The 13,332-nt window shown below is 43.7% G+C and carries 11 protein-coding genes and 1 pseudogene; 11 read left to right on the forward strand and 1 reads right to left on the reverse strand.

What is annotated here, in order from left to right; all coding sequences use genetic code 11:
- Window positions 1-221: 221 nt before the first annotated feature.
- The 6 genes and pseudogenes from BS63_RS0100890 to rpsU all read left to right on the forward strand — a co-directional run bounded on the left by BS63_RS0100890 (window position 222) and on the right by rpsU (window position 6,323).
- Entirely contained in the window at window positions 222-968 is a 747-nt protein-coding gene (locus BS63_RS0100890) for a CPBP family intramembrane glutamic endopeptidase (protein ID WP_002961501.1), read from the forward strand.
- A 224-nt stretch (window positions 969-1,192) separates the two neighbouring features.
- Window positions 1,193-3,184, forward strand: coding sequence for an excinuclease ABC subunit UvrB (gene uvrB, locus BS63_RS0100895; RefSeq protein ID WP_002961499.1), 1,992 nt, complete (start codon window positions 1,193-1,195; stop codon window positions 3,182-3,184).
- A gap of 631 nt (window positions 3,185-3,815) precedes the next feature.
- A complete protein-coding gene (locus tag BS63_RS0100900) occupies window positions 3,816-4,541 on the forward strand; it encodes a DUF554 domain-containing protein (RefSeq protein WP_002963304.1) in 726 nt (241 codons plus the stop codon).
- 10 nt (window positions 4,542-4,551) lie between these two features.
- Window positions 4,552-5,012: pseudogene (locus BS63_RS1000000112025) on the forward strand (8-oxo-dGTP diphosphatase).
- Between the two features lie 185 nt (window positions 5,013-5,197).
- Window positions 5,198-6,019 (forward strand): transporter substrate-binding domain-containing protein, encoded by an 822-nt coding sequence (locus tag BS63_RS0100910; RefSeq protein ID WP_019786321.1) that lies wholly within the window; start codon window positions 5,198-5,200, stop codon window positions 6,017-6,019.
- A gap of 127 nt (window positions 6,020-6,146) precedes the next feature.
- Window positions 6,147-6,323 carry a 30S ribosomal protein S21 gene (rpsU, locus tag BS63_RS0100915; protein WP_002963309.1) on the forward strand — a complete coding sequence of 59 codons (177 nt, stop codon included), beginning with the start codon at window positions 6,147-6,149 and terminating at the stop codon, window positions 6,321-6,323.
- Between the two features lie 525 nt (window positions 6,324-6,848).
- Here rpsU and mscL read toward each other — a convergent pair.
- Entirely contained in the window at window positions 6,849-7,229 is a 381-nt protein-coding gene (gene mscL / locus BS63_RS0100925; RefSeq protein WP_002960769.1) for a large conductance mechanosensitive channel protein MscL, read from the reverse strand.
- Window positions 7,230-7,423: 194 nt separating this feature from the next.
- Between mscL and dnaG the strand changes: the two genes are divergently transcribed.
- The 5 genes from dnaG (at window position 7,424) to rfbD (ending at window position 12,985) form a co-directional block, all read left to right on the forward strand.
- Window positions 7,424-9,241, forward strand: a complete 1,818-nt coding sequence (gene dnaG, locus BS63_RS0100930; protein ID WP_028798382.1) for a DNA primase — start codon at window positions 7,424-7,426, stop codon at window positions 9,239-9,241.
- Between the two features lie 8 nt (window positions 9,242-9,249).
- Window positions 9,250-10,359, forward strand: coding sequence for an RNA polymerase sigma factor RpoD (gene rpoD, locus BS63_RS0100935; protein ID WP_002960771.1), 1,110 nt, complete (start codon window positions 9,250-9,252; stop codon window positions 10,357-10,359).
- A 394-nt stretch (window positions 10,360-10,753) separates the two neighbouring features.
- A complete protein-coding gene (locus BS63_RS0100940) occupies window positions 10,754-11,089 on the forward strand; it encodes a metal-sulfur cluster assembly factor (RefSeq protein WP_002960772.1) in 336 nt (111 codons plus the stop codon).
- A gap of 13 nt (window positions 11,090-11,102) precedes the next feature.
- On the forward strand, window positions 11,103-12,029 hold the full coding sequence (locus tag BS63_RS0100945; RefSeq protein ID WP_002960773.1) for a glycosyltransferase family 2 protein: 927 nt from the start codon (window positions 11,103-11,105) through the stop codon (window positions 12,027-12,029).
- A gap of 104 nt (window positions 12,030-12,133) precedes the next feature.
- The gene (gene rfbD / locus BS63_RS0100950; protein ID WP_002960775.1) at window positions 12,134-12,985 is read left to right on the forward strand and encodes a dTDP-4-dehydrorhamnose reductase; all 852 of its coding nucleotides are present in this window, start codon (window positions 12,134-12,136) and stop codon (window positions 12,983-12,985) included.
- Window positions 12,986-13,332 lie beyond the last annotated feature (347 nt).

The raw sequence follows: 13,332 nt of genomic DNA on the forward strand, positions 1-13,332 counted from the left end.
CAAGCTTTCATGATGAGGAGAAATTGTATGGAAAAACGGCTATTGCAAGCACCGACGAAGTTATATGATAAGATACCCAGATGGCTTTTTCTGATTTTGGCCTGTTTGATGGTGGAAGCCTTCTTCTGGATTGGTAGTTTTCTGGGCAGTATTCTATTGATTATTCCAGGTATGCTATTTTATTTCATGAGAATAGGTAATTTTGGAAACTTTTTTCTTCCATGTATTTTCAATTGCTTCTCTTTCTCTTTGTCGCAATTCTCTTGATGATTTGGGTCAAGTGGGTCGAGAGGCGGTCAATTACCAGCTTGGGTTTCTTTCAAAAGAGGAAGGCTTTCAAGGAAATCGCTAAGAGTTGGGGATTTGGAAGCCTAATCATTTCTCTTTCTTTTGCTCTGACCTATCTATTTGGTGGGGTCTATTTTACAGACATGGATTTCTCGCTCTTGATCATTCTCTATGTTTTGTCCTTAATTCCCTTTTGGTTCATCCAGAGTGGAACAGAAGAACTATTGACAAGAGGGTGGTTGCTACCTCTACTGAATAGACGCTTTAATTTGGCCCTAGCCGTTGGTGTCTCAAGTGGTTTATTCGGTTTGATGCATCTTCTCAATGCACATGTTATCTTCTATTCAATCTTGTGTATCATTTTATCTGGTATCGTCATGACCCTTTATGCCCTGAAAAGGGATAATATCTGGGGAGTTTCTGGCCTCCACGTCGCCTGGAATTTTATGCAAGGAAACATCTTTGGTATTGCCGTTAGTGGTCAAGAGCCTGGTGCTTCCCTATTTCATTTCTCTCATAAATCAGGAGTAGCAGAATGGATTTCTGGAGGAGCTTTCGGAACGGAAGGGAGTCTCTTAACTTCCTTCGTTCTATTACTGACCATCATTTTTCTCCTCTGGCAGTTAAGACTAGAAAAACGTTCGCAAGGGGAGAAGGAAGAGCCTTGGCAGGGCTCCTGATAATAGTTTTCAAAGAATTGCTGCCAATCTGGAATTAAAGGTAAAACTGCGTAAAGGGTAACATTTAATTTTTGAGTTTCATTAAGTATGACTTGTGATAAGTGATTTGACAGCTAAAGTTTGAGGGGAATAAGGTTGATGACTGCAATCAATCTTGTTCCCCCTCTCTTTTATTTTTTCTATGTTACAATAAAATCAACTATTGAAAGAAAAGAAGTGATATGATGATAGATCGCACAGACAACAACCGATTTCACCTGGTTTCTAAATACCAACCAGCGGGGGACCAACCGCAGGCGATTGAAGCTTTGGTTGATAATATTGAAGGAGGCGAAAAGGCCCAGATTCTCCTGGGGGCGACCGGTACGGGTAAGACCTACACCATGAGTCAGGTCATTAGCAAGGTCAACAAGCCAACCCTAGTCATCGCCCACAATAAGACCCTAGCGGGTCAGCTCTATGGGGAGTTCAAGGAGTTCTTTCCCGATAATGCGGTCGAGTACTTCGTTTCCTATTATGATTATTACCAGCCTGAGGCCTATGTCCCTTCTTCGGATACTTATATTGAAAAGGATAGTTCGGTCAATGACGAAATTGATAAGCTTCGTCACTCGGCTACCTCAAGTCTTTTGGAACGTAATGATGTTATCGTAGTGGCCTCAGTTTCCTGCATCTATGGTCTGGGTTCGCCTAAGGAATACGCCGACAGCGTGGTCAGCCTACGTCCTGGTCAAGAAATTTCTCGTGACCAGCTCCTTAACGATTTGGTTGATATTCAATTCGAGCGCAACGACATTGATTTCCAACGGGGACGTTTTCGGGTGCGGGGCGATGTGGTAGAAGTCTTTCCAGCCAGCCGCGACCAGCACGCCTTTCGGGTAGAGTTTTTCGGCGATGAAATTGACCGAATTCGAGAAATTGATGCCTTGACCGGCCACAATCTGGGCGAAGTGGACCACCTAGCGATTTTTCCAGCTACCCACTTTATGACCAATGATGAGCATATGGAAGTGGCCATTGCCAAAATTCAGGCTGAGCTCCAGCAGCAGCTCCAACTCTTTGAGTCTGAAGGCAAACTCTTGGAAGCCCAAAGGCTCAAGCAAAGGACCGATTACGACATCGAAATGTTGCGGGAGATGGGCTATACTAGCGGGGTCGAAAACTATTCTCGCCACATGGATGGTCGGAGTGAGGGCGAGCCTCCCTATACCCTGCTGGATTTCTTCCCAGAAGACTTCCTGATTATGATTGATGAAAGTCATATGACAATGGGGCAAATCAAGGGCATGTATAATGGTGACCGCTCCCGTAAGGAGATGCTGGTCAATTATGGTTTCCGCCTGCCATCTGCCCTGGACAACCGTCCCCTGCGCCGGGAAGAATTTGAAAGCCATGTCCATCAGATTGTCTACGTGTCTGCCACTCCAGGTGACTACGAGATGGAACAGACTGATACCGTTATCGAGCAAATTATTCGGCCAACAGGTCTGCTGGACCCCGAGGTTGAAGTTCGTCCAACCATGGGACAGATGGATGACCTGCTGGGCGAAATCAATGACCGTGTTGAAAAGGGAGAGCGGACCTTTATCACCACCCTGACCAAGAAGATGGCTGAAGACCTGACCGATTATCTCAAGGAGATGGGGGTCAAGGTCAAATACATGCACAGCGACATTAAGACCTTAGAGCGGACTGAAATTATTCGGGACCTGCGTCTGGGTGTCTTTGATGTCCTGATTGGGATTAACCTCCTGCGGGAAGGTATTGACGTTCCCGAAGTCAGCCTGATTGCCATTCTGGATGCGGACAAGGAAGGTTTTCTCCGCAATGAACGGGGCCTGATTCAGACCATCGGACGGGCTGCCCGCAATAGTCAAGGCCACGTTATCATGTACGCCGATACCGTAACCGAATCCATGCAGAAGGCCATGGATGAAACGGCCCGCCGGCGGGAAATCCAAATGGCCTACAATAAGGAACATGGTATCGTACCACAAACCATTAAGAAGGAAATTCGTGACCTAATTGCCATCACCAAGACCAATGAAGACAGCCAGGTAGCTGAAGAGATGGATGTTTCCACCATGTCCAAGAAGGAACGGCAGGAAACCATCAAGAAGCTGCAAAAGCAGATGCAAGAAGCAGCTGAGTTGCTTGACTTTGAATTGGCCGCCCAAATCCGCGACATGGTACTGGAGCTCAAAGCCTTGGATTAAAAAGCAGTCTGAACTTGAAGCAAAAGATTTGGTTGGTCCGGTTTTGCAGAAAAGTCATTAGGTCTGATTTCACTAGCGACTCAATCAGGCTTGTTTTGTCAAGCCCAACTGGGCTGAGCTCGCCAACCTGCTTTGGCCGCTGAGCTGGCCCTGTGGTTGACCTCGAATCGCTGGACGATATATTTGCTCTGTCGTTTAGTAAACTAACCAACCTTAACAAATCAAATACTTTTCTAGGTAGCTCTTGAGGCTACCTTTATTTTTGTAGGGGATAGTGCTAGAATAAAAGCTATCAAATAATACTCTTTGATATTCAAAACTTACAATCCTATCAAGGTTATTTTCTGCTAGAGATTTAACTTTTTATCAGATGATAAAGGATAGGGTGATACTTTCTCCAAAGTGGTATTATTAGCAGCAAAGTCAGTTGTTGCTAATAACGGAAATTTTTGAGACCTAGGCTCAAAAATTAGCAATGAAACTCCGCTAGGAGTTTGCTTGCGTCCGCACTTTTTAAGAAAGTATCAAAATAAAATGTTAATTTTGATTTTAAATGAGTATAGGGTGAAAAGAAAAGGCTGGCAGTTGGTCGCCTTTTTCCAACTGTCTTACTAAAAAAGGAAGTGTTTTAATGCCAGTTGGTGTGCTTGTTAACAGTTTTTCCATCATTTTTGGTGGTCTCTTGGGTGGTTTCTTCGGTCATCATCTCAATGATACCTTTAAGGATAAGATGAATATGATTTTTGGCGTCTGTTCGATGGGAATGGGGATTGCCTCAATTATCAAGATGTCCTATATGCCAGCCGTTATTTTCGCTGTCGTTCTGGGAACGATTGTTGGACTTTTGCTTGATTTTGACCGCAAACTTTTTAAAGGGGGCTTTATCATGCAACGCTACATGTCGAAAATTTTCCCCTCCAAGCCTGACATGCCTAGGAAACAATTTCTCAATGACCTAGTGACAGTCATCGTCCTTTTCTGTGCTAGCGGAACTGGTATTTATGGGAGCCTGGTCAATGGGATGACTGGTGATGCTTCCATCCTGATTTCAAAATCAATTTTGGATTTCTTCACGGCAGCCATCTTTGCCTGCAATCTGGGCTTTGTTGTTTCGGCCATCGCCCTGCCTCAATTTGTCGTCTTTTCCATCCTCTTTTACCTAGCTGGAGTCATTGTTCCTCTGACAACGCCAGCTATTATCAGTGATTTCACAGCCTGCGGAGGCTTTCTTATGGTTGCGACTGGTTTTCGGATTATTCAGGTTAAGATGTTTCCAACTGCTGATATGATTCCAGCCATGGTTTTGGTCATGCCCATTAGCTGGTTTTGGATAAGCTTTATCGTGCCATTATTGTAAGGAGTTTCTTATGTCCCGTGCATCGCAAGTGATTTTAACCAATATGTGTCTGATTGAGGATGGCAAGGGCAATATTGTCATGCAGATTCGCGACCCAGAGCGTTATTCTTGGTCGGGGGCTGCCCTGCCTGGCGGCCACGTAGAGGACAAGGAGTCCTTTCATGATTCGGGTGTGCATGAAATTTTTGAAGAGGCTTGACTATTGAGTATCCTCTATTGGTTGGCCTCAAAGATTGGCATACGGATGAAGGTATTCGCTATGTGGTCTTTCTCTATAAGGCGGGTGCTTATACTGGCCAATTAAGGTCTTCCGATGAAGGACAGGTCCTTTGGGTCAATCGTCAAGACTTGTCTCAGATGGATTTGGCTTACGATATGCTAGCCCTGCTGAGAGTCTTTGACGAGGCTGCCCTGTCTGAATATTTTTATCATGATAAAGTTGATGGAAGATGGCAGAAGAAATTCTACTGAATCTGCGATTTTATGCAGGTTTTCGAGTTTCAGTCACCTTATCCACCTTGACAAATGTATTTTTATAAGCTAAAATAGTATAAAAATTAGGAAGGCTGGCAAGGACTCTGCCTAGTTGTGAAATTAGGCAAGCAACCTGGTTTTCAGCGTCTTCCTTGCTCAGTCCCTTCAAGATGGAGAAATCTATGTCAATCAAAAAATTAATTACGGTGGCCTTGCTGGTGCTCATGTCGGTCACTCTGGTGGCCTGCTCCAATTCTGGCAAATCGGTCAAGAAAGATACCTCTTTATCAGAGGTGCAAAAGCGGGGAACTCTGGTTGTAGCGACCAGCCCAGACTTTGCCCCTTTCGAATTTAAGCGCTTGGTTAATGGTAAGGATACCGTTGCAGGTGTTGATGTTGAGCTATCTAAAGAGATTGCCAAGGAACTCAATGTCAAGATACACTTCCTGACAGTTTCTTTTACTAATGTTCTGGGGAGTGTTGCTATTGGTAAGGCAGACTATGGTATTTCTGGTATATCGGTGACGGAGGATCGGAAGAATTCCTTTGAATTTACAGAGCCTTATTTCGAATCTAAAAATGTTGTGGTCATCCGTAAGTCCGATTTGGCAAAATATACTTCTGTTGACAGCTTTGCTGGAAAATCTGTCTCAGCCCAAAAGGGAACCATTCAGGAAGGTGTTCTAGCTGACCAGATTTCCAAAGCATCGGCGGTTTCACTCACTCAAAATAGTGAAGGAATCAATGAGCTAAAGAGTGGTAAAATTCAAGGAATTGTCATGGAAAGTGCCATTGCTCAAGGTTATGTCTCCAGCAATAAAGATTTGACCGTCGCTAATATCACTCTCAAGAAAGTTGATGGTTCTTCCTATGCTATTGCTCTGCCTAAGGGCTCAATTGCCCTGAGAAACCGCATCAATAAAATCATTACGAAGTTGAAAAAAGAAGGTAAGATTGATGATTATGTTAAAAAGGCTAATCAGGAATCAGAAGCCGGAAAATAATTAAGGAGCTGGCAAAAGTCCGGCTTTTTTTCGTTAAATTAGTAGTAAACCTTGACATTCCTGACAAAATTCGATAATCTAGTAAAGAACGAAAAAACGTTACATTATTCTTGAGGAGGTGAAATCCATGGCAAAAACAGTGGTACGTAAAAATGAATCACTTGATGACGCTCTTCGTCGTTTCAAGCGTTCAGTCACAAAAGCGGGAACTCTTCAAGAAGCTCGTAAACGTGAACACTATGAAAAACCTTCTGTAAAACGCAAACGTAAATCAGAGGCAGCTCGCAAACGTAAAAAATTCTAAGTGAGTTGAACATGCAGAAAAGTCCTTGGTCTTTTGGCCAAGGACTTTTGCGTTTGGGTAAGGTTAATGAATTTAGTGTAAGAAACATTAAAGAGCGGGAGCCCAAAGAAGGGCTGGTTTTTTAACCCGAACTTCGGAAAAAGGAGAGAAATCCTAGTTCAAGTGGGGGACTGTGGTAACTTAACACTTCCTGTTGTCGCTAAATATTTCACATTGCAAGCCTGCTCTGCTAGAAGAGGAAGGTTCCTAGGTGACATAATCATATTTTGATAAAAATGGAGAGTTTATTGGCCGATTATGAAAGGGAATATGATACTTTCGCCAAAGTGGTATTATTAGAGATAAGTTTACTTATCGCTAATAACGGGAATCTTGAGACCTAGGCTCAAGATTTAGCAATGAAACTCCGTTAGGAGTTTGCTTGCATCCGCACTTTTTAAGAAAGTATCAAAATTGTAAAGTTCTTATTTTAACTCAGTTTAAGGGCAACAAAAAAGACCTCAGAACGAGATCTCGCTAGCTTGCTTATTTTTCCTTAGCCAAGAGGTCACGGATTTCAGCAAGTAATTCTTCTTGAGTTGGAGCAGCAGGAGTATCGTCTTCCTCCTCTTTTTTACCACGTTTCATGGCTGTGTTAGCAGCCTTGACAACGAAGAAGAGGGTTGTCCCAACGATAAGGAAGTTGAGGACAGCTGCCAAGAAGTTACCATAAGCGATACCGTTCCATGACAGGCTGGCAATGTTTTTAACACCAAGAGCACTAACGAGTGGGTTAAGGATTACTGGTGTGATAACGTCAGATACCAAAGAGGTAACGATGGCGTTGAATGCAGCCCCAATAACAACGGCAACAGCTAGGTCAAGGACATCGCCCTTAAACAAAAATTCTTTAAGTTCTTTAATCATTAAAAATGAATTTCCTTTCAAAATACTTCCTGACCAGTATAACGGATAAGAAGCAGTCAAGTCAAGGGATTTGACCAGAAACTTTGATTGTTATAAGTATTTAATCCTCTTGTTATACTTAGAAAGAGAGATTATCTCAATATTTTACAATCTCTGGCCAAACATGCTATAATAAGAGGTAAAACTAAAATGGTATGCTTTGCTTGGGAGGTGATGGTTTGGCCCTTGATAAATCAGTCATTGCTGAGATTAAGAATAATGTCAATATTGTTGATGTCATTGGCGAAGTGGTCAAGCTGACCAAGTCGGGTCGAAATTATCTAGGCCTCTGTCCCTTTCACCAGGAAAAGACGCCGTCTTTTAATGTTATTGAGGATAAACAGTTCTTCCATTGCTTTGGCTGTGGTAAATCCGGTGATGTTTTCAAATTTCTTGAAGAGTACCGGAATATCACCTTCATGGAGAGCGTCAAGATTCTTTCTGAGAGGATTGGGATGGATTTGGCCATTGAAACACCGAGCCAGCCCCAGACTCGTCAGAATCCGCATCAGAAACTTTTTGATATCAATCAGGACGCTAGTAAGTTCTATCAGGCTGTTTTGAAGACCACCAAGGTAGGGGAGCAGGCTCGCCAGTATCTCTATCAGCGGGGCTTGGATGACCAGATGATTGATTATTTCAAGATTGGTCTAGCGCCTGATGAGAGCAACTACCTTTATCAAAGCCTGTCGCCTCGCTATGATGAAGATACTATTCTCAATTCTGGCCTCTTTAACCTATCCGAAGCGGGTTCGATTTTCGACAGTTTTCGCAATCGGATTATTTTTCCCTTGACGGATGAAAATGGCCATGTGATTGGCTTTTCGGGTCGAATTTGGACCCAGGCTGACCAGGAACGTAAGGAAGCTAAGTATAAAAATACTCGGGCAACCACCATTTTTAATAAGTCCTACGAGCTCTATCATCTCGACAAGGCCAAGCCGGTCATGACTAAGAGCCATGAAGTCTATCTGATGGAAGGCTTTATGGATGTTATTGCGGCTTATCGGGCGGGCATCGAAAATGCAGTTGCCTCCATGGGGACGGCCTTGACAGCAGAGCATGTCAAGCATCTGAAAAAATTTACCAAGAAGGTTATTTTGACCTATGATGGTGACAATGCTGGTCAGAATGCCATCGCCAAGTCGCTGGATATTTTGCAGGATTTGACCGTCGAGATTGTTCGGATTCCCAATCAGATGGATCCTGATGAGTTTATCAAGGCCAATTCGGCAGAAGAATTAGTCAAACTTCTGACCCAATCACGGATTTCTAGCACCGAGTTTTGGATTCAGTATCTGAAACCGGAAAATGTTGATAATCTGCAAACCGAGATTGCCTATGTTGAGCGAATTTCTAGGATTATTGCTGGGGTGACTTCTATTACCGCTCAAAACACCTATATCAATATGGTGGCTGAGAGTCTACCGGACTTTGATTATTTGCAGGTGGAACAGTCGGTCAATAATGAGCGCCTAAAGTTACGAGCAAGTGCTGGAAATCAACAGGTTGATGAGCTTAGACAGAGTTCAGCCCCGCTTTTAACAGAACTTCCTGCCAGCAAGACCTTGACAGCTATTCAAAGGGCTGAAAATCAACTTTTTTACCGCCTGCTCCAGTATGATTATCTGCTCAACGAGTTCCGCAATCGGGACGATTTTGCCTTTGAAAGTCCGCAACTGGAGAGCCTCTATCAGATTTTATGCCAGAAGGGTGAAATCGCTGACTTGGATTTGGCGCAGATGGCAGATGATTTGCGACAAGCTTATTACAGTGTTCAAGAGGAAGTCTTGCCTAAGGAGTTAGCTGAAGGTGAGATTGCTGGACTAGAAAGCCGGATAGAAAAGCATCGGCAGGAACAGGTGTTACGCAAACGCAGTAAGATTATTCGTGACAGTAGCAATCACGGAGATGACAATCGAGCCATGATGGAATTGCAAGCCCTTATTGCTCAAAAAAGAAATATGGAATAGAGGAAACTATGGCAAGTAAAAAAACAAATACAACCTTTAACGTACAAGTTGCTGACTTTATCCGCAATCATAAGAAAGAAGGAACGGCCGTTGATGACGAAGTAACTGAAAAATTGGTCATCCCTTTCGTCCTGGATGCTGACCAAATTGATGATTTATTGGAACGCTTGACCGATGGTGGTATTTCGATTACTGACAAGGAGGGAAATCCCTCCAGCAAGTATGTGGTTGAAGCTCCTAAGCCAGAAGAATTGACAGATGAGGAATTGCTGGGTAGCAATTCTGCCAAAGTTAATGACCCTGTCCGGATGTATCTCAAGGAAATTGGTGTGGTGCCCCTCTTGACCAACGAGGAAGAAAAAGAGCTGGCTATTGCCGCTGCAGAAGGTGACCTTATGGCCAAGCAGCGCCTAGCTGAGGCCAATTTACGTCTGGTGGTTTCCATTGCCAAGCGTTATGTTGGTCGTGGTATGCAGTTCCTTGACTTGATTCAAGAAGGGAATATGGGACTGATGAAGGCCGTTGATAAATTTGACTACTCCAAAGGTTTCAAGTTTTCGACTTATGCCACTTGGTGGATTCGCCAAGCCATCACTCGGGCCATTGCCGACCAAGCTCGGACTATTCGGATTCCAGTCCACATGGTTGAAACCATCAATAAATTGGTGCGTGAGCAACGCAATCTTCTGCAAGAATTGGGTCAAGACCCAACACCAGAACAGATTGCCGAGCGGATGGATATGACCCCAGACAAGGTTCGTGAAATCCTCAAGATTGCTCAAGAGCCTGTTTCTCTGGAAACTCCTATTGGGGAAGAAGATGACAGTCATCTGGGTGATTTCATTGAAGATGAAGTCATTGAAAATCCGGTAGACTATACCACTCGGATTGTCCTGCGGGAGCAGCTCAATGAAGTCTTGGATACTTTGACTGACCGGGAAGAAAATGTTCTCCGTCTGCGTTTCGGACTCGATGATGGCAAGATGCGGACCCTAGAAGATGTCGGAAAGGTCTTCAACGTTACCCGTGAACGGATTCGCCAAATCGAAGCTAAGGCCCTCCGCAAACTTCGCCACCCAAGCCGCAGCAAACAACTCAAAGACTTTATGGAGGACTGATACTGTCTGGGGGACAGTATCAGGGAGACTCTCAGGAAATAAGAAAAGAGTCTCTCAATTTGGAGGTTTTTAACCGTCGCCCAGAAACCAGAGAGCGACGTTATGGAATAGACTATCTCAGAGCACCCTCAAAAAATAAAAGAAGGGTGCTAGTCCCGCGGAGATTGCTTATCTTTTAATACTTGCGGATACTTTCCAAACCTACAAGTTTTTGTTTATTAAATAGATGGAGTAGATGACTCATATGCCTTTAAGCGACAGCCAGAGAAGAGAGCCGATAATGCTCGAATATCTGGCTTAGTGAGAAGTTTAGGCAAATCACCCTAGTGGTTGCCGTAGGAAATAAAGACATTTTAATGGTCTATTTCCTTAACTTATTGAAAAGGAGAAGAAGATGTCAGAGAAAAAATATACAGATGAAGAAGTTGAAAAAATCAAGGACCATATTCTGGAAGTTCTAGAAATGGTGATTGACCCTGAGTTGGGGATTGATATTGTCAACCTCGGCTTGATTTACGAGATTCGTTTTGAGGATAGTGGTCATACCGAAATTGATATGACCTTGACGACCATGGGGTGCCCCTTAGCTGACCTCTTAACCGACCAGATTCATGATGTTATTCGGGAAGTGAAAGAGGTGACCAAGGTTGAAGTCAAACTGGTTTGGACGCCAGCTTGGACAGTTGACCGCATGAGTCGCTATGCCCGCATCGCTCTGGGAATTCGTTAGGTAGGATTGTACTATGAAAAAATTGAGTATCGTTGTCCCTTGTTACAATGAAGAGGCGACCGTCCACCCTTTTTTAGCTGAGACACAAAAGGTTGAGCGGACTATGGCTGGTCAGCTGGTCTTTGACTATCTATTTGTCAATGATGGCTCTAAAGATCAGACCTTGCAGGTTTTGCGAGAGGTCAGTCAGCAGTTTGCCAATGTGCATTATCTATCCTTTTCCCGCAACTTTGGCAAGGAAGCGGCCCTTTTGGCCGGTCTGGAGGCTGCAGATGGCGATTTAATAACCGTCATGGATGCCGATCTGCAAGATCCCCCCGAACTTTTGCAGGAGATGTATGCCAAAATTGAGGAAGGTTTTGATGTCGTTGGTACCCGTCGGGCCGACCGCAAGGGTGAGCCGGTTTTGCGGTCTTTCTTCGCTCGAACCTTCTATTGGCTGGTCAATAAGATTTCCGATACCGAGATGGTTGATGGAGCAAGAGATTTTCGTCTCATGACCCGTCAGGTGGTTGATAGTATTTTGGAGTTGGGTGAGGTTAATCGTTTTTCTAAGGGGCTCTTTTCATGGGTCGGTTACGATGTGACCTACCTACCCTATGAAAATCGTGAACGGGTAGCTGGAGATACCTCTTGGAATTTCTGGTCTCTCCTACGCTATTCCATAGATGGTTTCATCAATTTTTCGGAGGCCCCCCTAAATCTGGCGACTTGGGCAGGTCTAGCAAGCTTTATTTTGTCATTCTTTGCTATTATTTTTGTGGTTCTTCGTCGGTTGCTTTTTGGCGATCCTGTCAGTGGGTGGGCTTCAACCATCTCGATTATTATGTTTTTGGGAGGTTTGCAACTCTTGGCTTTGGGAATTATTGGCAAGTATATCGCTAAAATTTTCTTAGAAACCAAGAAACGACCGGTTTACATTGTTAAAGAAAAAGGGTGAAATTACCCCTTTTTTTTGGTAAAATGGTAAAAGAATAGAGTTTGGCAGGGCCAGTTCTTGGCAGATTTTTGTCGATTGCCCCTGTTTCAACAAAGGAGACATCAATGATTTTAATTACTGGAAGCAATGGCCAATTGGGAACCGAATTGCGTTATTTGCTGGATGAAAGAAATGAAGAATACGTGGCTGTCGATGTAGCAGAAATGGATATCACGGATGCTGCTAAGGTGGACCAGGTCTTTGCTCAAGTGAAGCCGAGCTTAGTCTATCACTGCGCAGCCTATACCGCCGTTGATGCTGCTGAGGATGAAGGCAAGGAGTTGGATTACGCCATCAATGTGACTGGTACTGAAAACATCGCCAAGGCTGCAGCCAAATATGGGGCTAGCTTGGTTTATATTTCGACTGACTATGTTTTTGATGGGCAAAAGCCTGTCGGTCAGGAATGGTTGGAAACTGATAAGCCAGACCCTCAGACCGAATACGGTCGCACCAAACGCCTAGGTGAAAAAGCAGTTGAAAAATATTTGGACCATTACTACATCATTCGGACAGCCTGGGTTTTCGGTAATTACGGGAAAAATTTTGTCTTCACCATGCAAAATCTGGCCAAGACTCACCCTAAATTGACCGTCGTCAATGACCAACATGGTCGCCCAACATGGACACGTACCTTGGCTGAATTTATGACCTATGTCACCGAAAATCAAAAGGACTATGGATATTATCATCTGTCCAATGATGCTAAAGAAGATACTACTTGGTATGATTTTGCCAAGGAAATTCTCAAGGATACCGATGTTGAAGTGACCCCAGTTGATTCCAGCCAATTTCCAGCCAAGGCTAAGCGACCTTTGAATTCAACTATGAGTTTGGCTAAAACCAAAGCGACTGGTTTTGTTATTCCAACTTGGCAGGAAGCTCTGCAGGAATTTTATAAACAAGAAAAGAAATAGTCAGATGAAGCTTGATTCTCTCCAAGAGGGTCAGGCTTTTTTGGGCTCATCGGACCGATACAGAATTCGTTTGACGGTCTTGGTTTGACGGTCTTGGTTAGTCGTACTAATTAGGTTTGGACTGTCTCTGGACTTTTATCTAATAGCATAGAAAGCAAGAGCGAAAGTTATTCTCAGGCTTGATGACTTGGAAAAGGCTTCAAAGAAGGAAAAGTCCTTAAAATCTCAAGGAAGTTTAAGGCTTCAAACTGTCTCAATAGCTTGAGAACAAATTCGCTTTATCTCTGAAATGATGGCTGGGTTTATGGTATAATAGAGTGATTGTATTGCTAGAATGGAGACCTTGT

Origin of the sequence: Streptococcus sobrinus DSM 20742 = ATCC 33478 (genome assembly GCF_000686605.1) — a bacterium.
In the GTDB taxonomy this organism is placed as follows: Bacteria; Bacillota; Bacilli; order Lactobacillales; family Streptococcaceae; genus Streptococcus; species Streptococcus sobrinus.

Excerpts from the sequence above, each read along its gene's own strand:
- rpoD (WP_002960771.1), top strand. The coding sequence starts at position 9,250 with ATGGCAAGTAAAAAAACAAATACAACCTTTAACGTACAAGTTGCTGAC.
- BS63_RS0100900 (WP_002963304.1), top strand. The coding sequence starts at position 3,816 with ATGCCAGTTGGTGTGCTTGTTAACAGTTTTTCCATCATTTTTGGTGGT.
- BS63_RS0100940 (WP_002960772.1), top strand. The coding sequence starts at position 10,754 with ATGTCAGAGAAAAAATATACAGATGAAGAAGTTGAAAAAATCAAGGAC.
- rpsU (WP_002963309.1), top strand. The coding sequence starts at position 6,147 with ATGGCAAAAACAGTGGTACGTAAAAATGAATCACTTGATGACGCTCTT.
- dnaG (WP_028798382.1), top strand. The coding sequence starts at position 7,424 with ATGCTTTGCTTGGGAGGTGATGGTTTGGCCCTTGATAAATCAGTCATT.
- rfbD (WP_002960775.1), top strand. The coding sequence starts at position 12,134 with ATGATTTTAATTACTGGAAGCAATGGCCAATTGGGAACCGAATTGCGT.
- BS63_RS0100910 (WP_019786321.1), top strand. The coding sequence starts at position 5,198 with ATGTCAATCAAAAAATTAATTACGGTGGCCTTGCTGGTGCTCATGTCG.
- BS63_RS0100945 (WP_002960773.1), top strand. The coding sequence starts at position 11,103 with ATGAAAAAATTGAGTATCGTTGTCCCTTGTTACAATGAAGAGGCGACC.
- BS63_RS0100890 (WP_002961501.1), top strand. The coding sequence starts at position 222 with ATGTATTTTCAATTGCTTCTCTTTCTCTTTGTCGCAATTCTCTTGATG.
- mscL (WP_002960769.1), bottom strand. The coding sequence starts at position 7,229 with ATGATTAAAGAACTTAAAGAATTTTTGTTTAAGGGCGATGTCCTTGAC.
- uvrB (WP_002961499.1), top strand. The coding sequence starts at position 1,193 with ATGATAGATCGCACAGACAACAACCGATTTCACCTGGTTTCTAAATAC.